Consider the following 22719-nt stretch of genomic DNA (forward strand, 5'->3'; position numbering starts at 1 on the left):
TCCCCTGCTGCGGAAATCGCAGTGTAGGTTGCCCGGGGGCGCCGTCATTGACCTGGGTCAGCCGACCGACTGACGGTCGCGTGAGTACCAGGCCTGGAACTGGTCGACGCTCAGCGGTCGACTGAACAGGTAGCCCTGGCATTGCTCGCAGCCCAGTTGGCGCAGGGCGCCAAGCTGCGCGGCGTTTTCCACGCCCTCGGCCAGTACGCTGAGTTTCAGGCTGCGCGCCAGGGTGACGATGGTGCCGACGATTTCCAGGTTGGCCCGGTCTTCCGGTACCCCGCGCATGAAGCTCTGGTCGATCTTCAGCTTGTCCAGCGGGAAGCGCCGCAGGTAGGCGAGGGACGAGTAGCCGGTGCCGAAGTCGTCCACCGCCAGGCGCACGCCCAGTTCCTTGAGGCCGGCCAGGGTGGCCTGGGCCTGCTCGACGTCCTCCATCAAGGCGCCTTCGGTGATTTCCAGTTCCAGGCGCTGCGGCGCCAGGCCGCTGGCGCTGAGGGCCGTGCGGACCTGGCTGAGCAGATCGGCCTGGCGGAATTGCCGCGGCGACAGGTTGACCGCCAGGGTTTCCAGCGGCAGGCCCTGGGCGAGCCAGCCCTGCGCCTGCTGGCAGGCCCGGCGCAGCACCCAGTTGCCGATGGGCACGATCAGACCGGTGTCCTCGGCCAGGCTGATGAAATCACCGGGCATCACCGTGCCCAGCTCGCTCTGCCAGCGCAGCAGCGCCTCCACGCCACGGCAGACGCCGCTGCGGGTGTCCATCAGCGGCTGGTAGTGCAGCACGAACTCGTCGTTCAGCAGTGCCCGGCGCAGCTGGCTTTCCAGGGTCAGGCGGCTGTGCGCGCGGGCGGTCAGTGCCTCGGTATAGAAGCGGAAGGCGTGGCGGCCCTCGGCCTTGGCCTGGTAGAGCGCGGCGTCCGCGTTGCGGATCAGCTCGTCGCCGGTTTCCCCGTCTTCCGGGTAGAAGCTGATGCCGATGCTGGCGCCGACGTAGGCTTCGCGGCCTTCGATCAGCGGCAACGGACGCTCGAACAGCTCCAGCAGTGCGGTAGCGATATGGGCGGCCTCGTCGGCGTTCTGCAGGTTTTCCAGCACGATGAGGAACTCGTCGCCGCCGAGCCGCGCCAGGGTGTCCTCGTTGCGCAGGCGCTGTTGCAGGCGGCGCGCCACCGCGATCAGCAGGGCATCGCCGATCGGATGGCCGAGGCTGTCGTTGATGGTCTTGAAGTGGTCGAGGTCGAGGAACATAACCGCCACCCGCTCGCCGTGCCGGTTGGCGTGCTGCAGGGCGTGGTCGAGCCGCTCATGGGCATAGTGGCGGTTGGGCAGGTCGGTGAGCGGGTCGAAGTTGGCCAGGTGGGCCAGGCGCTCCTGGTTGTCCTTGAACTGGCTGAGGTCGGTGAACACCAGCACGAACTGCGGGTGCTGCGGGTCGCAACCGCGCACCAGGCTGGCGGTGAGCCACAGCGGAAAGACCGAACCGTCCTGCCGCCGGCTGCTCAGCTCACCCTGCCAGTGGCCCTGGCGCTGTACGGTACGCCACATCTCGCGGTAACGGCTGCGCTCCAGGCTGCTGCCCAGGCGCAGCGGCAGGCGGTGGGCAAGGGCCTGTTCCTGGCTCAGACCGGTGATCTCGCTGAAGGCCGGATTGCTGGTGAGGATGCGCCGCTCGGCATCCATCACCACCACCGCTTCATGGGTGCTCTCGAAGACCGTCGCAGCCTGCTGCAATGCCTGTTCCTGGCGCTTGCGCAGGCCGATGTCCTCCACCAGCGAGATGAAATAGTGGGGCGTGCCGTCGTCGCGCCGCCGCAGGGTGGCGCTGAGCTGGGCCCAGAGCAGGCTGCCGTCGCGCCGGCGGTAGCGCTTCTCCAGGCTGTACTGGCTGATTTCCCCGGCCAACAGCTGGCTTACCAGTTCCAGGTCGGCATCCAGGTCCTCCGGCTCGGTGATGTCCTGGAAGGTCAGTTGCAAAAGCTCCTCGCGGGAATAGCCGAGCATCTGGCAGAGCAGTTCATTGACCCGTAGCCAGCGGCCGTCCGGCGCCAGGTGGGCGACGCCGACGGCGGCGTGTTCGAAGGTGGCGCGGAAGCGCTCTTCGCTCTCCTGGCGCTGTGCTTCGCGGCGCTGCTGCTGCACCGCCAGCCCGGCCAGGCGGGTGAAGTCGGCGACCAGGGCGATATCCTCGGCACTCGGCCGGGTCAGCGTGCGGTAGCAGATGAGGAAGGTTCCCAGGGCCTGTCCGGCATCGTCGGTGAAAGGCAGCGACCAGCTGGCACGCACCTCGGCGCTGGCGTCCAGCGGCCGGGCCTCCAGCCAGCGTGGTTCTGCCTGGCCGGGATGAGGGCACTCGGCGAAGCCGGCGGCGCCCAGCGGCAGGCCATCCAGCGCTTGGCTGTAATGCGCCGGCAGGCTGGGGGCGGCGAGCAGCCGCAGGCATTCGTTGGCGTCCAGCAGCAGGATGGCGACGCGCACGTCCGGGCTCAGCAGCTCCAGGCGCCGAGCGATACTGTCGAGGGTTTCGCTCAGCGAGCGTTGGGCCAGCAACTGGTCGAGCACGGCGTTGCGCGCGGCCTGCAGTTGCTGGGCCTGGCGCTGTGCATGAATGTCGCCGAGGCTGCCATGCAGGCCGCCGACCGGAGTTTCCCCGGCCGCCAGTTGCAGCGAGGCCCAGCGCAGTTGTCCCGAGGCGTTGCGCACCCGGCATTCGCCCTGCCAGCGGGCGCGCAGGCCACCCAGGATTTCGGCGATGCGCTCGCCGATCTCCTGCTGGTCTTCGCTGGCGAAGAAGTCCCTCAGCGGCTGGCGCAGGCTGCTGGCCGCGGTATGCCCGGTGAGCACCTGCCAGGCCGGGTTGACGAAGCTCAGGCAGGCGTTGCCGTCGGTGAGGAAGATCGCCTCGGCCAGTTGGTCGACCAGGTCGCGGTAGCGGGCCTCGCTGGCCTCCAGTTCGAAGTGGGCGTGCTTTTGCCCGCTGAGGTCGATGTCGATGCAGTACAGCTCCTGCTGGTCGAGCCGGTTGCGCAGCAGCAGATGGCTGGAATAGACCCAGACGCGGCTGCCGCCCTTGCGCTGCAATTGCAGCTCGGCGGGAGGGATCGGCGGGCCGCCCGCCAGCCAGCGGGCGATGTCGTCGATCACCGCCTGGCGTTGTGGCGGCGGCACGATCAGTTCCTCCAGCCGCTGGCCCATGGCCTCGTGCACCTGGTAGCCATAGAGCTGCACGCTGGCCGCGTTCCAGTAGATCACCCGGCGTTCGCGGTCGTAGCCCTGCACGGCGATGCGCGGGGTCTGTTCGAACAACTGGCGGAAGCGTTGTTCGCTCTCGCGCAGGATTTCCTCGTCGCGCTTCTGCTGGCTGATGTCCTGCACGGTGCCGAACACATGGCCGGTGTCGTCGGCTTCGCCGCGCAGCATCAGCCAGGTGCTCCTGCCCTCGCTCGCCACCTGGGGGCGAACGCCCAGCGCGAGCGGCCTGCCTTCGTCGAGCAGGGCCGTGAGGGCGCGCTGCACCGCCGGGCGATCCGCCGGGTGCAGCCAGTTGAGCAGGGTGTCGCGATTGCAGGGCGAGGCGGGGCCCTGGCGGCCGAACAGGCGCAGGGCCTGGTCGGACCAGTGGAACTGGCCGTCGTGCTCCCAGTTGCCCAACGCCGCGGTGCGCTGCGCCTCGTGCAGTTGCCGGGCCTGGTGGCGCAGGGACTGCACCAGGGCGCGCTGGGCCCGGCGATCCAGGTGGGCGACATAGAAGATCAGCAGTGTGCTGATGGCCACGAACAACAGGCTCTTGACCGTGTGCAGCTGCCCGAGGCGCTGGGCATCCATGGCCAGCGCCTGCAACAGGCTGTCGCTGAGCAATACCCAGCCGGTGCCGAACAGGATGAAGATGGCGGCCAGCCTGAGGGGCTGCGCAATATCGGGTCGCATCCTTACCCCCGACGGGTAGTGTGCAAGAGTGGGCCCGTGCCGGAAGGCACAGACCTTTTGCAGTCTAGCCGCTCGTGGGCAGACTGCCCGGCTCAGGCGTGGCGGGTGCGGTTGTCGGCCGGCGCCTGCTCGCGTTCGTGCAGGCCATAGTCGCGCAAGACCGCCGCCACCCGCAGGCGATAGTCGGCAAAGAGGCCGGCGCGTCCGGCTGACTGGGCGTGGCGGTGGGCCTCCAGCTGCCGCCAGCCGCGCACCGCCTGCTCGTCGCGCCAGAACGACAGGGACAGCAGCTTGCCGGGCGTGCTCAGGCTCTCGAAGCGCTCGACGGAGATAAAGCCATCCATGCGCTGCAGTTGTTCGCGCAGGTCCGCCGCCAGGTCCAGGTACTGCTGGCGGCAGCCCGCGGCGGGCAGGACCTCGAAAATCACGGCGATCATTGCGGTTCTCCCGGCAGGAATGACGGAATGCGGGCGTTCAGCGAACGGCGGTAGCGCGGGTTGGCCAGCGTTGGCCAGTGGCTGTCGGGCCAGAGGGCCAGGCATTGGCCGATGGCGGCGCTGGCGATGCCCTCGGCCAGGCGGGCGCCTGGGCAGGCGTGGACGCCGCTGCCGAATGTCCAGCAGCGTCGCGTGGGGCGTGCCAGCTGGAACTGCCCGGCCTGCTCGTTGGCAGCGGGGTCGAGATTCGCCGCGCCCAGCAGCACCAGCACGCAGGCGCCGGCGGGCAGGCGTACCCCAGCGACCTGCGCCTCTTGGGCCAGGAAGCGCCGGGTGTTCTGGATCGGCGCATCGAAGCGCGCGACCTCGGCAGACAGCTCGGCCAGGCTGGCCCGGCCGTTGCGCAGGTGCTGGCGCAGCGCGGGGCGCCGCGCCAGTTGCACCAGGCTGTTGCCGATCAACCCGGCACAGGCGTCGAAGCTCTGCCAGAACAGGCCGATGGTGTTGTCCAGCAGCACCTCGGCCGGCAGATCGGCGGTGGCCAGCACGCCAGTCCACGGCCGTTGCCGGGCTTCGGCGAACGTGCCTCGCAATGCCTCGACCGCGCGGCCGGCAGCCGCCTGCTGGCCCTCATTGGCCAGCGGTGACAGTCCGGCGACCAGCGCGGCGATGTTGCGCAGCAGGTCCGGTTGCGGCGCCAGCGGCACGCCGAGCAGTGTGGCCAGGCTGTAGATCGGCATTGCAGTGAGAAAGTCGTCCAGCTCGGCCGGCCCTGGCACGCCGCTCCAATGGCCGCTCAGGCGCTGCGCCACCTGTCGCGCGTGCCCTTGCAGACCCGCGGCATGTGCCAGCGCCTCGGCGAGCACCGCCTTGACGGCAGCATGGGACGGGCCATCGGTCATCCGCGCCAGGCGGCCGAACAGGCTGCCCGCTTGGCTCTGCGACAGCGCTGGCGGAACCGGCTCGGCGGGTGGCCGCACCCGGCAGGCAGGATGCTGCAGCACGGCCTCGACCTCCATCGCGCGCGCGGCCAGCCACAGGCCGGACGCCTCGTCGAAATGCAGCGGCCGGTTCAGCAGATCGGTGTAGCAGGGGTGTGGATCATGGGCGGTGACGGCGCGGAGGGCATCATGCATGGCGGGCTTGGCCTTCGGTGGATTCGCCGCCAGTATGGCGAGCACCCGCCATGGATGTTTCAACCTGGAGTGAACTATGGAATACGCCCCTGCCATCAGCCTGATTGCCGCCTTGCTGGCCGATCCGGGACGCGCCGCCATGGTCTGGTCGCTGATGGACGGCCGCGCCCGGCCGGCGGGCGAACTGGCCTTGCTGGCCGGTCTCTCGCCCTCCGCGGCCAGCGCCCACCTGGCACGCTTGAGCGAGGGCGGCGTGCTGAGCGTGGAGCCGCGCGGTCGTGCGCGCTACTACCGGCTGGCCAGCGCCGAGATCGGTATCGCCCTGGAGGCGATGGCCGGCGCCACCCTGGTCAGCCCGGCACAGCGCCCGCTGCCGGCCGGGCGGGGAGCGCCGTTGCCGTTGCGACACGCGCGCACCTGCTATGACCACCTGGCTGGCGAGCTGGCCGTCGGCCTGTTCGAGCGCATGCGCGAGGCGGGCTGGATCGACCAGCAGCAACGGCAGGTGCAGTTGACCGCCGCCGGGGCCAGCGGGCTGGCCGAACTGGGCATCGACCTGGCCGGCGTGCGCCGGGCGCGGCGGCAATTCGCCTGTGCCTGCCCGGACTGGAGCGAGCGCAAACCGCACCTGGGCGGCGCCCTGGGCGCGGCATTGCTCACGCATTGCCTGGAGGCGCGCTGGCTGCGGCGGCTGCCGGACTCCCGTGCCCTGCATGTGTCGCCGGAGGGCGCCCGGGCCATTCCCCGGATCGCTGCGTCGCCGGGCTGAGGTCCCGGCGCGCGATCATGCCAGGCGGGCGTCCAGGCTGTTCTGCGCCAGGCGCATGGCCTGCTCCCGGGTCATGCCCAGGCTGTCGTGCAGGGCCATGAAGTTCTCCGTGACATAGCCGCCGAAGTAGGCCGGGTCATCGGAGTTGACCGTGACCTTCACGCCCTTTTCCAGCAGCTCGAGAATGTTGTGCTCGCTCATGTCGTTGAACACGCAGAGCTTGGTGTTGGATAGCGGGCAGACGGTCAGCGGGATCTGCTCATCGATCAGCCGCTCGATCAGCCTCGGGTCCTCGGCGGCGCGCACGCCGTGATCGATACGACTGACCTTGAGCAGGTCCAGGGCTTCCCAGATGTATTCCGGCGGGCCTTCCTCGCCGGCATGGGCGACGGTGAGAAAGCCCTCGGCGCGGGCGCGGTCGAACACCCGCTGGAACTTGCTCGGCGGGTGGCCCATCTCCGAACTGTCGAGGCCGACGGCGATGAAGGCGCTGCGATAGGCCAGGGCCTGGTCGAGGGTCTGCTGTGCCTGCTCCTCGGGAAGGTGACGCAGGAAACTGAGGATCAGGCCGCTGCTGATGCCCAGCTTGTCGCGGCCGTCCTTGAGCGCCGTGGCGATGCCGTTGAGCACCACGTCGAAGGGAATGCCGCGGTCGGTGTGGGTTTGCGGGTCGAAGAAGGGCTCGGTGTGCACGACGTTCTGCGCCTTGCACTTCTCCAGGTAGGCCCAGGTCAGGTCATAGAAGTCCTGCTCGCTGCGCAGCACGTCCGCGCCCTGGTAGTACAGGTCGAGGAATTCCTGCAGGTTGTTGAAGGCATAGGCCTTGCGCAGGCTGTCCACATCCGCCCAGGGCAGGGCGATCTTGTTGCGCTCGGCCAGGGCGAACAGCAGCTCAGGCTCCAGCGAACCTTCCAGGTGCAGGTGGAGTTCGGCCTTGGGCAGCGCGTTGAGCCAGTCGTACATGGGCGGCTTCCTGTCGAAGGGAGGGGAGCCCAGTCTAACCTGACCCACGGGACAATATCTTCCGTGCAAGGCTGGCGAAAAAAGCGCCAGCCTGCTTGAAGGCCGCAGGCATCGCCCGCTGCCGCGCTCATCCCCTGCTTATCCACAGTGTTGTCCACTGCTGCGGTGGACAACTTCCCGGAGCCGGCGTCCGGCTCTGCGCTCGCGCGCCGGATAGCTGCCGCGAAGTAGAAAAAAACTAATAAATCAGTTGCTTATTGCTGGATTTGATCGGTGCGCGGGGGCTGGGCAAAAACCGAGCAGATGCCTGGAGGCCAGGCGTCGTCGCCGCCGTGGACAGGCATCCCATGCTTATCCACAGGTTGCTCCACAGCTTCTGTGGGCAACTGGCGCCGCTGTCAGGCTTCGCTCGGTTGGCTGATCACTAGCATGTACAGGCGGAACAGCACGACGACGACGAACAGCTGCAGCAGCCCCTGGAGCCCGCCGAAGAGCAGCGACGGGACCAGCTCCGGCTGCTCGCCGAGGGCGCGCTGGCTCCAGTCGCTGAAGAGCCAGAGCGGCAGGATCACGCTCAGCGAACAGCCAGCGACGGTCCAGAAATGCCCCTTGGTGAGTTCGAAGCTTTCGCGCAGCGCCGCCAGCGGCGGGCGGCCCTGCAGGACCAGCAGGTACTCGGCGAAGGCGATCTTCACCATCACCCAGATGCCCGGCAGGATGTACAAGGCGGCACCGAGCATGATCAGCAACGTGCTCAACGCCGCCAGCAGCGCCAGGCTCGGCCAGATGCGCAAGGCCTCGGCCAGTAGCGGCAACGGGCCCGGCCGCTGGCCGCGACTGCGCGCATCCAGGTAGAGAATCAGGGCCCCGCCATAGAGGGGGTAGAACAGCAGGTTGGCCAGCATCTCGCGAACCTGCAGCGGCGGCGCCTCGCTCATCAGGCCGAGGGCCTGTACCGCGAGGCATTCGAGCAGCACCAGGGGCAGGCAGAGGCGGGCGATGGTTGGCAGGTTGTGGCTGAAGAAGAACCAGGCGTCGCGTAATACCAGAAGCGGATTCATCGGCAGTCTTCGAAGCAAACAACGGGCTGCCACTGTAGCCGATGGCCGAGGCGCTTCCAAATGGTCTGCCTGACCAGCCCTCCCGCCCGGAATGGGGCAACTCGGCGCATGCCGGCGCTTGGTTGCCTTCAGCCTCGCCGTGGCCAATTTCCTCTTTGTTGCCTGTTCTGGATACCGACCTGCGTCGGCATGACGGGCTGGGGAGGTAGTGGGTTGGGCTGGGGTCTTTGCGGCCTTGGCTTCTTCAGGGCTTGCGGGTAGGTTGCCGTTCGCCCCTAGCCAAGTTGGAAGCGAGTGCGCGGCATGATGCAGGGCAACACTGGGTTGCCTTCAGCCTCGCCGTGGCCAATCACCTTTTTGTCGCTTGTCCTGGATACCGACCTGCGTCGGTATGACGGGCTGGGGGATGGTGGGGTGGGTCGGAGGCTGGTGCCGCCTGGGTTTCTCTAGGGCTTGCGCCGTTTACCCGGTGTTAGCCGCCCCCAACTAAGTTGGAAGCGGATACGCGGCATGATGCAGGGCAACACTGGGTTGCCTTCAGCCTCGCGGTGGCCAATCACCTTTTTGTCGCTTGTCCTGGATACCGACCTGCGTCGGCATGACGGGCTTGGGGGGATGGTGGGGTGGGCTGGGGGCCAGGGCTGCCTGGATCTCCCCGAGGTTCTTGCAGGCAGGCGCCGCGGAGATTCCCTCTTGTCTGGCCTACCCAGCCCGTCGCCCCTGCGAAGGCAGGAGCCCAGGGGCAGGCGGCTCGGTGCTTTACCGCGCAGGCAGTGTGGTAAGCCCCACGGGCGCTAGCCCAGGCTCGGCAATCGCATCAGCAGGGTCCGGCTATCGAGCACTTCGGCGTATTCGCCCTGCAGGTTGGCCAGCGCCATGTCGTGCACCTCGTCGGCACTGCGCAGGCGGCCGGAATAGTCGGGCTTGGCGAAGGTGAAGCAGGCATCGGCGACGACCTGGGTGACGAAGCCGAGGTTGCCTGCCGAGCGTGCGGTGGCCTCCACCGAGTTTTCGGTGATGACGCCGACGATGGCCAGCCGGACCAGGCCGCGCACCCGTAGCCAGCGCTCCAGGCCGCTGTGGGTGAAGGCGTCGGGCACGTTCTTTTCGAACACCTGCTCCTCGGCGCGTGGCTCCAACGCCGGTTGGAACAGCACACCGGCCTGGCCGGGAGCGAATACCGAACCGGCCTGACGGGAGATATGGCGCACGTGCACCACTGGCCAGCCGACCCGGCGCCAGCGTTCGAGCAGTTCGGCGATACGCACCTCGGCCTCGGGGTTGTTGCGCGGGCCCAGCTTGGGGGCGCGCATACCTTGCTGCATGTCGATGATCACGAGTGCGATGGGACTGTCCATGTATCCTCCTTGCGGCACATCGCCGGGCGCTTTTACCGCGGCGGGCTTACACTGGCGCCTTTGCGGCGCGAAGGTTCGGACTCTAGCGCGCCGCCCGGCTGTTTCGCGAGGTCCCCGCTTGAAGAAGATCGCCCTGTTCGCCGATGTGCAGAACCTCTACTACACGGTGCGTCAGGCCTATGGCTGCCACTTCAACTACACCGCGCTATGGAAGGACGTGTCCACCCACGGACAGATCGTCGAGGCCTATGCCTATGCCATCGACCGGGGCGACGCCAAGCAGCAGCAGTTCCAGCAGATCCTGCGCAACCTCGGCTTCATCGTGAAGCTCAAGCCCTACATCCAGCGCAGCGACGGCTCGGCCAAGGGCGACTGGGACGTGGGCATCTGCATCGATGTGCTGGACGCGGCGCCACGGGTCGACGAGGTGGTGCTGGCTTCCGGCGACGGCGACTTCGACTTGCTGCTGGACAAGCTGCGCGGCGCCCATGGCGTCGAGTCGCGGGTCTATGGCGTGCCGGGGCTGACCGCGCAATCGCTGATCCGCGCAGCCAGCCACTACCAGCCGATCGAAGGGGGGCTGCTGCTGCGTAGCTGATCACTCTATCGCGGGCATGGCCCGCTCCTACGGGGCGGTGCGGGAATCCATGTTTCGTAGCCTGTAGGTTGCGGCGGGGCGCGTAGCCTGAGGAGCGCAGCGACGAAGCCCAACGGGACCGAGCCAACCCTGGCTCAGCGCTGCTTGCCCGTCTCGGCCTTGCCATTGGCTGGCAGCAGGGTCGCCGGCAGGCGCCGCTGGAAGGGGGTGGACAGCACCAGCGAGGTCTTGCTGGCGCCGTACTGGCTGAGACGGTCGATCAGCTCCTGCAGTTCTGCCATCGACGCCACCGCCGCCTTGATCAGCACGCAGGCATCGCCGGTGATGCGATGGCAGAGCGAGAGCTGGGGGATTTTCGCCAAGGCGGCGAGGGCGCGCTTGGAGTCATGGTCGGCCAGGCGCAGTTCGATCAGGCACTCGATGGGCAGGCCGACCTTGGCCAGGTCGACGTTGGCGTGATAGCCGGTGATCACCCCGGCGGCTTCCAGCTTGGCCACCCGGTCGGCCACCGCCGGCGGCGACAGGTTGACCCGGCGGGCCAATTCGGCGAAGGAGGCGCGGCCGTTTTCCAGCAGCGCGGTGAGCAACAGGCGGTCGTATCTGTCCATGGCGGGCTCGCAAAAATCGACGACTTTCGATTCTACGGAAGAGCGCTTCGATTTCCTTCCTTTCGATGACTGTACGGCCTTTAAAGGCGTTTTCTGTCCTTATTTTTCTCCTGGGGCCTTGCCTAGAATATTCGCCTCATTCCCTCCTGTTTCGAGCTCTCTCATGTCTGCGCGTCGCTTTCCGTTGGCTCTGCTTGGCGCTTTCCTGGCCCTCTACCTGATCTGGGGTTCCACCTATCTGGTGATTCGCATCGGCGTCGAATCCTGGCCGCCGATGCTGATGGCCGGCCTGCGCTTCGTCATCGCCGGCAGCCTGATGTTCGCCTGGCTGCGCTGGCGCGGCGTGCCGGCGCCGACCTGGCGCGAGTGGAAGGCTGCCGGGGTGATCGGCGTGCTGCTGCTGAGCTGCGGTAACGGCGGGGTGACGGTGGCCGAGCACCTGGGCGTCGCCTCCGGCGTGGCGGCGCTGGCGGTGGCGACGGTGCCGCTGTTCGCGCTGCTGTTCGGGCTGATCTGGGGCCAGCGCACCACGACCCTGGAATGGGCCGGCATTGTGCTCGGGCTGGTCGGCATCGGCCTGCTCAATCTCGGCTCCAACCTGCAATCCAGCCCGCTGGGCGCCGGCCTGATCGTGTTCGCCGCGGCGTCCTGGGCCTTCGGCTCGATGTGGAGCAAGCACCTGCCGCTGCCCCAGGGCCCCATGGCCAGTGCCGCGGAGATGCTGGTGGGCGGCTGCGCCCTGCTGTTCGGCAGCCTGCTCAGCGGCGAACGCATGACCGCCATGCCAACCCTGGCCGGCTGGGGCGCGCTGGCCTACCTAGTGGTGTTCGGTTCGATCATTGCCTTCAGTTCCTACCTCTACCTGCTCAAGCATGTACGCCCGGCGGCGGCCACCAGCTATGCCTACGTCAACCCGATGGTGGCGGTGATGCTCGGCATCCTCTTCGCCGGCGAGCATATCGGCGTCGAGGAATGGCTGGCGATGACCGTGATCATCAGCGCGGTGGTGCTGATCGGCCTGCCGCAGTGGCGGCAGCAGAAGCGACAGGCGCTGGAGGCGGCGGGCTGATGGGGCCTCCCGGATTGCGCTGCGCTTATCCGGGTTACGGATACATCCACGTAGGGGCGAATTTATTCGCCTGCCCGGGCCCCTGCTGGCGAATGAATTCGCCACTACAACGTTGTTCCTACCGTAGTCCCGGGCCACCGTCTGCGCTTTCCGGATCGTGCTGCGCCTATCCGGGCTCCCTTCGTCCCGCTTACAGGTAAACTGGCGCCCTGTCCTGTCCCTGCCGGTTACCCCTTATGACCTTCGTCTCCCTCGGCCTTATCGATCCGCTGTTGCGGACTCTGGAATCCCTCGACTACCGCACGCCCACGCCGGTACAGGCCGAGTCCATTCCTGCCGTGCTCAAGGGCCGCGACCTGCTGGCGGCGGCGCAGACGGGTACCGGCAAGACCGCCGGTTTCGCCCTGCCGTTGCTGCAACGGTTGACCCTCGAAGGCCCGCAGGTGGCGAGCAATGCGGTACGCGCACTGGTGCTGGTGCCGACCCGCGAGCTGGCCGAGCAGGTGCACGAGAGTTTTCGTGCCTATGGCCAGCACCTGCCGCTGCGCAGCTACGCGGTATACGGCGGGGTAAGCATCAACCCGCAGATGATGAAGCTGCGCAAGGGCATCGACGTACTGGTGGCCACCCCCGGCCGGCTGCTCGATTTGTACCGGCAGAACGCCGTGCGTTTCGAGCAGTTGCAGGCCCTGGTGCTCGACGAAGCCGACCGCATGCTCGACCTGGGCTTTTCCCGCGAGCTGGACGAGCTGTTCTGCGCGCTGCCGAAAAAGCGCCAGACGCTGCTGTTCTCCGCCACGTTCTCCGACGCCATCCGGCAGATGGCCAGGGAACTGTTGCGCGACCCGCTGTCCATCGAGGTCAGCCCGCGCAACGCGGCGGCGAAGAACGTCAAGCAGTGGCTGATCCCGGTGGACAAGAAGCGCAAGGCCGAGCTGTTCCTGCACCTGTACCGTAGCCGCCGGTGGAACCAGGTGCTGGTGTTCGCCAAGACCCGTAAGGGCGTCGACGAGCTGGAGAAGCTGCTGCTGCAGGAGGGCATCGCCGCCGACTCGATCCACGGTGACAAGCCCCAACCGTCGCGCCTGCGTGCGCTGGAGCGGTTCAAGGCCGGTGAGGTGCGGGTACTGGTGGCCACCGACGTGGCGGCCCGCGGGCTGGATATCGACGATCTGCCGCTGGTGGTCAATGTCGATCTGCCGATCGTCGCGGAAGACTACGTGCACCGCATCGGCCGGACCGGCCGGGCCGGCGCCAGCGGCGAGGCGGTGTCGCTGGTCTGCGCCGATGAGGTGCAACTGCTCGCCGCCATCGAGGTGCTGATCAAGCAGGTGCTGCCGCGCCGCGACGAGCCGGAGTTCGTGCCCGATCACCGGGTGCCGCAGACCACCCTCGATGGCCAGGTGCTGAAGAAGCCGAAGAAACCGAAGAAGCCCAAGGAGTCGCCAGGCAAGGGGCGCATCCATCTGGGCAACTGGTTCGAGGAAGACGAGGGCAAGCCAGCCGCCAAGGCGGTGCGCAAGGTGCCGAGCTTCGGCGGCAAGCCGGCCGGAAAAGGCGGCAAGAAGCGCTGAGCAGGGCCGGCGCCAGGCGGTGCCGGCCTGCCTTCAAGGCTTGGCGCGCTCGTACGCGCCCAGGTCGCAGACCGCCACGCCATCGCCGTTGCCATCGCGCGGGCGGGTGAGGCCGCGCTGGTCGTGGCGGGTGCAGGAGCCGACGCCGGCATCCACCGCCGGGCTGCCCTTGCGCAGGGCATGGGTGGGCAGGGGGGAGCGGTTGTCCGCCAGCGGGTAGAGCACGCGGGTGAAGGTGGTGGCGTCGTCCACGTAAAGGTCGGCGCCACAGCCGTTCGGGTCGCTGCCGAGCAGCAGGCCACGGGCCTGGTAGGTATAGGCGCCGCCGTTCAGGCAGTTCTGGGCGCCGATGTCCTCGTTGCCGTTACCGGCGATCAGGCTGTTGCGAATGACCAGGTCGCCGTGGTTGAGCAGCCCGGGAAACGGATTGCCGGCGATGGTGACATTGATCATCAGCATGTTCGGCGTACCGGGATATAGGGAGTAGTAGGAGCCGTTGGCAACCACCGAATCGTCCTCCCGCTCGCCGGAGCGGTTTTCCCCGGAGACGGTGACGTTGGTCAGCTTGAGCGCGCCGTTGCCGTCGTTGCGGATGACGATGCCAGGGCCGTCGGCGCGATGGCCGCCGAGGAACGCGCTGCGCGCCACGTCTGCCGTGCCGATGTTGAACAGCGCCCCGCCATAGGCGACCACGTCGTCGCCGTTGGTGACGTTGTCCCGGAACAGACTGTCGCGCACCAGCAGGCTGCCGGCGTTGAACAGCGCGCCTCCGAGGGCACGGCCGGAGTCGCCGAAGTCGGCGCTGTTATGGTCGAACTGCGAGCGGTACACCTCCAGGATTCCGAGGTTGGACACGGCTCCGCCATTGCCGCCGTTGAAGGCGGCGTAGGCGCGGTTGTCGTGCATGCGCACCTGGTTCAGATGCAGGTAGCCGCGGTTCTCGATGCCGGCGCCAGCGAAGGAGGTCGCACCTCCCTGCAGGCTGAGCCGACGCAGAGTCAGGCGGGCGCCGCTCATCACCTCGAATAAGCGGTCGTTGCGCGTGCCGTCGATGTGCGTCAGCTCGCTGCCGGCGCCGATGATCTCCAGCTCGGCAGTCAGGTCCAGGTCGCCATCGAGGTTGGCGTCTTCGTCGAGGATGACGCCTTCCTCGCCGCGCGGGGTCGGCAGGGTCAGTTGGTAGGTAGCGGCGGCGAGGCGGATGCGGTGGGCGCCGGGCGTCGCGTTGGCCAGGGCGACGGCCTCGCGCAGCGAACAGTCGGCGTCGCAGTTGCCGTCCAGGCTGTCACTGGTCTTGGTGACCACGATATCCAGGGCATGGGCCGCCGTTGAGCCGAGCAGCAGGCTCAGCAGCAAGGTCCGGGAACTGATGCGAATAGGGTTCATAGGACGCTCCTTGGCCGCTCGGCGGCCGTTGTCGTTTCGCACGGAGTCAGGGCGAGGATTGCTCCAGCGCACCGAGGTCGCAGACCGCGAGGCCATCGCCGTTGCCGTCCTGTGGCCGGGGGTAGCCACGCTGGTCCTGGCTCGGGCAACTGCCGATGGCAGCGTCGATGGCCAGGCTGCCGGGGCGCAGGGCGAAGGTTTCGGTGAGACCACCGTTTTCATCCAGCGGTTCGAGCAGGTCGGTGAAGGTCTGTTCGTAGGGCAGGACGAAGTCGGCGTTGCAGTTGCTCGGCTCGCTGTTCAGCACCAGGCCGCGAGCCTCGAAGCGGTAAGCGTTGCCATCGTTGGTGCAATTGGTCACCTCGTCGCCGAAGAAGCCCAGGTTGCCGGCGATCACGCTGTTGCGAATGAGCAACTGGCCGCTGTTGCGAACCCCGTAGCCGACGTTGTCGGCGATGGTGACGTGGCTCAGCAGCGCCTGCGGAGTGCCTGGCGGATCGCGGTCGAAACGGTCGCCGTTGGTGATGGCGCCGTTGGTGCCGATCTGCCCGCTCAGGGTGCTGTTGCTGAGCAACAGCCGGCCGTTGATGACGTTGGCAATGGCCAGGCCGCGGGTGCCCTCGGCGCCGGAGTTGCGGATGAAGGCGCTGCGGGCGATGTCCGCCAGGCCATCGTTGTAGATGGCGGAGCCGGCACCCAGCTCCGACTCGTCCGACGCCGAGTTGCCGCGGAACAGGGTGTCCCGCACGCGCAGGCGACCGCGATTGAAGATCGCCCCGCCGCGCCCCTCGTTGTCGTCGAAGTCGCCGCGCGAGCGGTTGCCGATGAAGTACGAGGCCTGGATGTCCAGCTCCCCGTAGTTGGCGATCCCGCCGCCCTGGCCCTGGCGATACCCTTCCTCGCCCACGATGGGGGTGTAGTCCGGGTTGGCGGTCGCGGCGCGGTTGCCGAACAGCTGGGTCTGCAACAGGCGCAGCGTGCCGTGGTTTTCCACCGCTCCGCCGTTGTAGGCGGTCTTGCCGTTTTCCAGGGTCAGCCGGACCAGGGTCACTCTGGTGCCTGGCAGTACCTCCAGCAGTCGGTCGTAGGAGGCCGGGCTGGAGGCGTTGCGGCCGATGAAAGTTTCTTCATGGCTGATGCCCTGGATGATCAGCTCGTCGCTGACATCGAGATCGCCGTTGAGGTTGGCGTCCTCGTCGTAGGGCACGCCCCGTTGGTCGATGGGCGGCGCGAGGCTCAGCGCATAGGTGCCGGCGGCCAGGCGGATGCGATCGAGGCCGGGCCGGAGGTTGGCGGCGGTCACCGCATCGCGCAGGGAACAGTGGGCATCGCAGATGCCGTCGTATTCGTCGGCGTCGGTGGTTACGCGCAGATCGGCCGCCGTCGCCAGGGCCGGCAGGCTGAGCAGGGTCCACAGCAGGGTTCGCGACAAACAGTTGGGTTCGAATGGCTGCATGGTTCAACTCCTGTACGAGAATCCGTGGGGCCGCCTGCCGCAAGGGCGGCAGGCGGCAGGACGTCATGGTTGTGGGGCGAACTCGAAGGCACCCAGGTCGCATGCCGCCACGCCATCGCCATCGCCATCCAGCGGCCGGGCGAAGCCGCGCTGGTCGTGGTTATGGCAGGCGCCGATGGCTGCATCGATCGCGGGGCTGCCACGCAGCAGGGCATAGGTCTTGGTCGGACCGCCGTTGTCGCCGTTGAAGAACAGCGAATCCATCAGCCGGGTATAGGTTTCGTCGTAGGGCACGAACAGGTCGCCGGTGCAGTTGCTCGGCTCGTCGTTGAGCAGCAGGCCGATGGCCTGGTAGCGGTAGTCGGCGCCGAGGTTTTCGCAGTTGAAGGCGGCGCCGGTGTCCCAGTCGAAGTTGCCGGCGATCAGGCTGTTGCGAATGCGCAGGTCGCCCCAGTTGTGCACGCCGCCGGCGTTGCCGGCGATGGTCACGCTGATCAGTTTGGCCACCGGCAGGGCGCCTTTCGCATTGCCTGGATAGCCATTGCTCAGGCCGCCACGAATGTGGCCGCTGAGGGTGCTGTTGGCCATCTGCAGGGTGCCGCCCTCGTTGGCGATGGCGCCGCCGACGGTGCTGCGCAATCCGTAGTTTTCGAGGAAGGCGCTGAGGCCGATGTCGGCCTGGCCGAGGTTGTAGAGGCCGCCGCCGGCGCCCTTCAGTAATTGGTCGGCGACCCGGTTGCGGCGGATGGTGCTGGTGCGCAGGGTCAGCGAACCCTGGTTGAAAATGGCCCCGCCGCGCCCGAGGTTTTCGCCGTTGGAGCCTTCGGCGCGGTTGTCCTGGATGATCAGGTCGCGGATGACCAGGTTGCCGTAGTTGGCGATGGCGCCGCCCTGGCCACGACTGTAGCGGTCGGCAGCGGCGACCGGCACGTGGCGGGCGTCGGTGACCGCCTGGTTGTCCTCCAGCAGCACGCGGCGCAGCGTCAGGTCGCCGTGGTTCTCCAGCGCGCCGCCGTTGTAGGCGGTCGTGCCGCCGTCCATCACCAGCCGGTCGAGGCTCAGTTTGGCCCCTGCCAGTACCTCGATCAGGCGGTCGTTGCTCTGGCCGTGGATGCGGCTGTGGTTGCTGCCGCTGACACCCAGGATGGTGAGGTCGCCACTGACGTCGAGGTCGCCGTCGAGGTTGTCGTCTTCGTCCGTCGGCACGCCCTTGGCGTCTGCGGCCGGCTGGCGGTCGAGCACGTAGGTTTGCGCTTGCAGCAGGATCCGGTTGGCCCCCGGCGTGCCATTGGCGGCGCTCACGGCATCGCGAAGCGAGCAGTGGGCGTCACAGATACCGTCGTACTGATCGGCGTTGGTGGTAACGGTGAAGTCGGTTGCGCCGGCGAGGGCGGGCAGCACGGTCAGGCTGGCGCAGATCAGCAGGCTGGGCATGGGTTTGGCGTATGAGTGGAACATGGAGATACCTTCGGTTGCTGCGGTTCTGGGGTTGGCAGGTTCAGGCTTGCGCCTGTGGCGAACCGCTCGACTACGGCTTCATGCCGGGCGGGAAGCGAGCTTCACAGCAAGGTCTGCTCGGGAGTGGCCTAGGCCACCGGGCACGTTTCGACATCGCCATCACGCGGATGGGCGACGCCGTAATGAGTCGGGTGAGCCAGGCCTGGAGTTCCGTTCGTCATGCGCCGGCCGCGGAGGCAGGACACAGGACGTCGGAGCTTCATAACCGGGATACGCGGGGGAGGGAGGGGCGATAGTCGACGACCCGGCGGGATGAGCGCGAGGAACATTCCAGCATCGAACCGGCCGGTGCGCAGGGCGGGGTACACCATGATCGCGAGTTCCTTTCGGCCGCAGCCGACGCAATGGGTCAAACGGAGACGGCTATCGCTGTCCGGGTCACATCCTGAAGAGGAATGGGGCGGTCGTATAGAGGGAGTTCCGTGACGCTCGTCGCCAAAAGCGCCGGGCGCGACGGACGGCTCGCCAAAGTGGCATAAAGCCCCGTCGTGCCTGGGCTGCAGCGAGATAAGAGGTGTCAGGATGGCATCGCCATGGCTCCAAATGGCCACCGTCTTTCGAGGTGAACGGCCCGTTCGGAGCCTGGCTGGCGTGGCCCCCGGATATCGCTTCAAGGATGCAACTCGTACGCACCCAGGTCGCACACCGCCACGCCATCGCCGTTGCCATCCTGCGGGCGGGCGGTGCCGCGCTGGTCCTGGGCGATGCAGTCGCCGACGCCGGCGTCTATCGCAGGACTGCCAGGGAGCAGGGCGTGGAAGTACGTCTTCCCATCGCTATCGAGGTCGGGGGAAAGCACCTGGATGAAGGTCTGCTCGAACGGCACGAACAGGTCGGCTGCGCAGTTGCTCGGCTCGTCGTTGCGCAGCAGGCCGCTGGCCTGGTAGCTGAACGAGTCGCCGAAGTTGCGGCAGTTGGCCGGCGTGTCGGAGTCGCCCCAGAAGTCGTACTCGTAGTTGCCGGCGATCAGGCTGTTGCGGATGCGCAACTGGCCCCAGTTCGTGACCGCATGCGGCAGGGAGTAGTTGCCGTAGTTGTCGACAATGGTGACGTTGGTCAGGTTGGCCCTGGAGCTTGGAGCGGTGCGACCGTTGCTCAACGCCCCCTGGTAGTTGCCGCTCAGGGTGCTGTTGGTCAATGTCAGGACACCTCCACCGTCGTTGGTGATGGCACCGCCTTCTGCGTATTCGTTTGCACTGTTGTCCACGAATGAGCAGGCTTCGATTCTGGCCAGGTTGCTCGTGTAGAGGGCGCCGCCAGCGCCATCGAGGGGCAGTCCGCCTACCTCGTTTTTACTGAAGTCGCTGCTGCGCACCCACAGGCTGCCACTGTTGTAGATGGCTCCTCCCAGCGGCATGGTTTCTTCCTTGATGGCGCTGTTGTCTTCGAACTGCGAATCGAGCACCAGCAGCTCGCCGTGGCTTGCGATGGCGCCGCCGTAGCCGCCATTCGAGAAAACCGTTTCGCGGGTGATGTTTCTCAGCGCCTGTACGCGTTGCACCAGCAGGCGACCGTGGTTCTCCACCGCGCCACCGTTTTCCCCGGAGCGGCCATCGGTCAGGGTCATCTGCTTGAGCGCCAGGGTTGCGTCGGGATGGACCTCGAACAGGCGATGCTCGACGGCAAACAGATGACTGTTCGGCCCCGCAATGGTGGTCTTGCCGATGCCGGCTCCCTGGATCACCAGGTCGCCCTTGACGTCCAGGTCGCCCAGCAGATTGTCGTCTTCGTCGAAGGGATCGTTCTCCGCGTCCCTCGGGTTCAGTCGCGACAGCACGTAGTTGCCGGAGCGCAGCAGGATGACGTCGGCTTCCGTCGTCTGGTTGGCCGCGGCCACGGCATCGCGCAGCGAACAGTGCAGGTTGCAGGTGCCGTCGTAGTCGTCGGCAGTGGTGGTGACCAGCAGAACGGCGGCCTGGCTGGCCGCGGGGCCGCCCAGCAGCAGGGTGGACAGCAGGGTTTGGGTCAGTCTGGGGGTACGCATGAGCATCTCCTTTCCGTGAGCTGCGGACTGACGCAATTCCCGCGGTGGGTGAAAGACCGACCGGCTGCATCGGCGGCCGGTCGGGGTACTGCATCAGGGTGTCAGTTCGTAGGCGCCCAGGTCGCACGCCGCCACGCCGTCGCCATTGCCGTCCTGCGGGCGGGCCGCGCCGCGCTGGTCCTGCGCGGGGCAGCCGCCGGTGCCGGCATCCACGGCGATGCTGCCGGGGCGCAGGGGGTAGAACGCGGTGGGGCCTTCTTCGTTGAGGGGCATCAGTAGGGTGGTCTCGACCTGCTCAGCCGGCACGACGAAGTCGGCCCCACAGTTCGAGTTCGGGTCGCTCAGCAGCAGCCCCTGGGCCTGCATGTCCTCCAAGGGGAAGCTCGAGTTCCAGCAGTCGCCGCCGACGTTGCCCCACATGAGCTTGGTGCCGACCACCACGCTGTCGCGGGCCTGCAGCTTGCCCATGTTTTTCAGGCCGGTGCCGACCGTGTCGGCGATGGTGACGTTGCCAACGTTCATCTCGGCGTTGACGTAGTTGAACACCGACGAACCTTCGTTGCGGCTGAAGGTGCTGTTTCTCAGGGTGAGCGTGCCCTCGTTGAAGATCGCACTGCCCCCGCCGAAATCGCTGATGGCGGAGTTGCCGACGAAGGAGCTGCGTTCGATGACCGCAACCCCCGTGTTGTAGAGCACGGCACCGAAGCCGCCCAGGAAGACGCGAAGGCTGTTGCCATCGAAGGAGCTGTCGCGGATGAACAGCTCGCCCTGGTTGAACAGGGCCCCGCCGTCGCCCGACGTCCCGCTTACCGAGTTGCCGGAAAAGTGGCTGGCGTAGATGCGCAGCTTGCCGTAGTTGGCGATTGCCCCGCCTTGCGGATGATCTTCCTGTGCCTGGTTGTTGGCGACGATGACCTGGTGCAGCACCAGTTCCCCCTCGTTATTGACGGCGCCGCCGGCCTTGTAGGCGCTGCCGCCCTTCAGAGTGAGCTTCTCCAATCGCACGCGGGCGTTGGGATGCACGCGCAGCAGGCCGCCGCTGGACAATCCCTGGATAATGCTGCGTTCGGCATCCACGCCGACAATCCTGAGCGTGCCGGTGATGTCCAGGTCGCCCCAGCTGGGGTCCTCGAGCGGCGCCGGCGCCGTGTCCTGCACGCCGGGGCTGGTCAGCACGTAGGTGCCGGCGGCGAGCACGATGGTATCCAGCTCGGGCGTCTGGTTCGCGGCTTTCACCGCATCGCGCAGCGAGCAGTGGGCGTCGCAGGTGCCGTCGTAGATGTCCTGGGTGGTGGTGACGGTGAGGGTGGCGGCCTGGGCCATGGCGATGCCGGCCGTGAACAGCGCGCCGGTCAGGGTTCGAGAGAGCAGGGAGTGAGGCATTGGCGTTCCTTTCGCTTCGTTGGGATTCCATCGGTGGGGACGCCCGGCGCGGGGCCGGGCGAGGTGTGGCTAGGGCATGAGTTCATAAGCACCGAGGTCGCACAGGGCGACGCCGTCGCCATTGCCGTCTACGGGCCTGGCCGCGCCGCGCTGGTCGCGATCCGGGCAGGGGCCTACGGCGGCATCCACGGCCGGGCTGCCGGCTGGCAGTTCGTGCAGCCAGAGCGTTTCGCTGTACGGGCTGATGGGGAAGCGCAGCACGCGGGTGAAGGTGTCCGGGAAGGGCACGTAGTAGTCGGCGCTGCAGCTGTTCCAGCCCTGGCCCGGCTGGCTGTCGGTGAGCATGCCGAACGCCTGGTAGCTGTAGTTCTCGCCCCGGTTGTAGCAGTTCGAGGGATCGCCGATGTCGTCGATATTGCCGGCGACGATGCTGTTGCGGATCACCAGGTCGCCCCAATTGATCAGGCCGACACCCCAGGTATCGGTGAGGGTGACCTGGTCCAGTTCCGCGCGACCGTCCAGCCAGTTCAGCAGGCCCCCGCTGACGTTGCCGCTCAGCGTGCTGTTGCTCATCTGCAGGTCGCCGGCATCGTTGACGATGGCGTAGCTGAAGTCTTCCGAGATGCCGTTGTGCACCAGGCTGCTGCGCTCCAGGCGCACGCTGCCGAAGCGGTTGTACAGCGCCGTGCCCGAAACCGGCCCCCAGGCACCGTTGTCGTTCACGTCGGCGTTCTGGTAGAGCAGGCTGTCGCGCATCAGCAGGTTGCCGCGATTGAACAGCGCCGCGCCACGCCCGGGATAGCTGGAAGTGACCTCGTAGGGGGCGCCCTTGGCCCGGTTCCCCTCGAAGCGCGAGGCCAGCACCACCAGTGTGCCGTGGTTGGCGATGGCGCCGCCCTGGCCATGGTCGAAGGTGTGTGCCGGGTTTGGCGGAATCGCGCTGCCGGGCGGCAAGTAGGCCTGGTTGTGCCGCAGCAGCAGATTGCGGAGCAACAGCCGGCCGCGGTTCATCACCGCACCGCCGTTATGGGCGCTATAGCCGCCTTCGAGGACGAGGTTGTCCAGTACCAGCTGTGCGCCCGGATGGACCTCCAGCAGCCGGTCGTTGAATTGTGCGTGCAGGGTGCTGCGGTCGTTGCCCAGGCCCCTGATCACCAGCTCGCCGGTCACGTCGAGGTCACCGATCTGGTTGTCCTGGGCATCGATGGGAATGCCATCGCTGCCCACTGCGGCGGGGCGAACCAGGCTGTATTGGCCCGGCGGCAACAGGATCACATCCGCATCGGGGGCCTGGTTGGCGACTGCCACGGCGTCGCGCAGCGAACAGTGCCGATTGCAGACGCCATCGTAGCTGTCGGCGGTGGTGTTGACCCGCAGCAGGGCGGCCTGCGAGGTGGCGGTGAACGAAAGCAAGAGCAGGGCCACGGCACGTGGCGAACATGAGCGGAACATAGTTAGCTCCTTCCGGCATTCCGGTTCCATCGGTTGGCGGACA

17 protein-coding genes are annotated in these 22719 nt (G+C 67.3%); 4 read left to right on the top strand and 13 right to left on the bottom strand.

The genetic code is table 11. The features are described from left to right. Positions 1-57 precede the first annotated feature (57 nt). The 3 genes from ACWKV7_RS09765 to ACWKV7_RS09775 form a co-directional block, all read right to left on the bottom strand. Positions 58-3924, bottom strand: coding sequence for a PAS domain S-box protein (locus ACWKV7_RS09765; RefSeq protein WP_483857464.1), 3867 nt, complete (start codon positions 3922-3924; stop codon positions 58-60). A 92-nt stretch (positions 3925-4016) separates the two neighbouring features. Beyond that, the gene (locus tag ACWKV7_RS09770; protein ID WP_483857465.1) at positions 4017-4361 is read right to left on the bottom strand and encodes an antibiotic biosynthesis monooxygenase family protein; all 345 of its coding nucleotides are present in this window, start codon (positions 4359-4361) and stop codon (positions 4017-4019) included. Beyond that, positions 4358-5497: a cytochrome P450 gene (locus ACWKV7_RS09775; RefSeq protein WP_483857466.1), complete on the bottom strand. Its 1140-nt coding sequence runs from the start codon at positions 5495-5497 to the stop codon at positions 4358-4360. Before ACWKV7_RS09775 ends, ACWKV7_RS09770 begins: the two co-directional genes overlap by 4 nt. Positions 5498-5573: 76 nt before the next feature. Here ACWKV7_RS09775 and ACWKV7_RS09780 point away from each other — a divergent pair, with 76 nt between their 5' ends. Then, a complete protein-coding gene (locus ACWKV7_RS09780; RefSeq protein ID WP_483857467.1) occupies positions 5574-6266 on the top strand; it encodes an ArsR/SmtB family transcription factor in 693 nt (230 codons plus the stop codon). 15 nt (positions 6267-6281) lie between these two features. Here ACWKV7_RS09780 and ACWKV7_RS09785 read toward each other — a convergent pair whose 3' ends face one another. The 3 genes from ACWKV7_RS09785 to ACWKV7_RS09795 form a co-directional block, all read right to left on the bottom strand. Continuing rightward, complete coding sequence (locus ACWKV7_RS09785) at positions 6282-7229, bottom strand: adenosine deaminase (protein ID WP_483857468.1); 948 nt, start codon at positions 7227-7229, stop codon at positions 6282-6284. A 398-nt stretch (positions 7230-7627) separates the two neighbouring features. Continuing rightward, a complete protein-coding gene (locus ACWKV7_RS09790) occupies positions 7628-8290 on the bottom strand; it encodes a YciC family protein (RefSeq protein ID WP_483857469.1) in 663 nt (220 codons plus the stop codon). A 794-nt stretch (positions 8291-9084) separates the two neighbouring features. Continuing rightward, the gene (locus ACWKV7_RS09795) at positions 9085-9648 is read right to left on the bottom strand and encodes a cysteine hydrolase family protein (protein WP_483857470.1); all 564 of its coding nucleotides are present in this window, start codon (positions 9646-9648) and stop codon (positions 9085-9087) included. 118 nt (positions 9649-9766) lie between these two features. On the opposite strand from ACWKV7_RS09795, the gene ACWKV7_RS09800 reads away from it, so the two are divergent. Continuing rightward, positions 9767-10246 (top strand): NYN domain-containing protein, encoded by a 480-nt coding sequence (locus ACWKV7_RS09800; protein WP_483857471.1) that lies wholly within the window; start codon positions 9767-9769, stop codon positions 10244-10246. A 134-nt stretch (positions 10247-10380) separates the two neighbouring features. On the opposite strand, the gene ACWKV7_RS09805 is transcribed toward ACWKV7_RS09800, so the two are convergent. After that, positions 10381-10854 (bottom strand): Lrp/AsnC family transcriptional regulator, encoded by a 474-nt coding sequence (locus tag ACWKV7_RS09805; RefSeq protein ID WP_483857472.1) that lies wholly within the window; start codon positions 10852-10854, stop codon positions 10381-10383. 163 nt (positions 10855-11017) lie between these two features. Between ACWKV7_RS09805 and yedA the strand changes: the two genes are divergently transcribed. Together yedA and rhlE1 are read left to right on the top strand one after the other, a co-directional pair. Further along, positions 11018-11923, top strand: coding sequence for a drug/metabolite exporter YedA (gene yedA, locus ACWKV7_RS09810; protein ID WP_483857473.1), 906 nt, complete (start codon positions 11018-11020; stop codon positions 11921-11923). 236 nt (positions 11924-12159) lie between these two features. Next, positions 12160-13497 (top strand): RNA helicase RhlE1, encoded by a 1338-nt coding sequence (gene rhlE1 / locus ACWKV7_RS09815; RefSeq protein ID WP_483857474.1) that lies wholly within the window; start codon positions 12160-12162, stop codon positions 13495-13497. Between the two features lie 33 nt (positions 13498-13530). On the opposite strand, the gene ACWKV7_RS09820 is transcribed toward rhlE1, so the two are convergent. The 6 genes from ACWKV7_RS09820 to ACWKV7_RS09845 all read right to left on the bottom strand — a co-directional run bounded on the left by ACWKV7_RS09820 (position 13531) and on the right by ACWKV7_RS09845 (position 22676). Next, complete coding sequence (locus ACWKV7_RS09820) at positions 13531-14883, bottom strand: choice-of-anchor Q domain-containing protein (RefSeq protein ID WP_483857475.1); 1353 nt, start codon at positions 14881-14883, stop codon at positions 13531-13533. Positions 14884-14929: 46 nt separating this feature from the next. Then, positions 14930-16339, bottom strand: coding sequence for a choice-of-anchor Q domain-containing protein (locus ACWKV7_RS09825; protein ID WP_483857476.1), 1410 nt, complete (start codon positions 16337-16339; stop codon positions 14930-14932). A 63-nt stretch (positions 16340-16402) separates the two neighbouring features. Then, positions 16403-17797, bottom strand: a complete 1395-nt coding sequence (locus tag ACWKV7_RS09830; protein WP_483857477.1) for a choice-of-anchor Q domain-containing protein — start codon at positions 17795-17797, stop codon at positions 16403-16405. A 670-nt stretch (positions 17798-18467) separates the two neighbouring features. Then, entirely contained in the window at positions 18468-19841 is a 1374-nt protein-coding gene (locus ACWKV7_RS09835; RefSeq protein WP_483857478.1) for a choice-of-anchor Q domain-containing protein, read from the bottom strand. A 93-nt stretch (positions 19842-19934) separates the two neighbouring features. Beyond that, positions 19935-21224: a choice-of-anchor Q domain-containing protein gene (locus ACWKV7_RS09840; protein ID WP_483857479.1), complete on the bottom strand. Its 1290-nt coding sequence runs from the start codon at positions 21222-21224 to the stop codon at positions 19935-19937. Between the two features lie 69 nt (positions 21225-21293). Next, the gene (locus ACWKV7_RS09845) at positions 21294-22676 is read right to left on the bottom strand and encodes a choice-of-anchor Q domain-containing protein (protein WP_483857480.1); all 1383 of its coding nucleotides are present in this window, start codon (positions 22674-22676) and stop codon (positions 21294-21296) included. Positions 22677-22719: the final 43 nt, after the last annotated feature.

The organism is Zestomonas ipomoeae, from assembly GCF_057128665.1.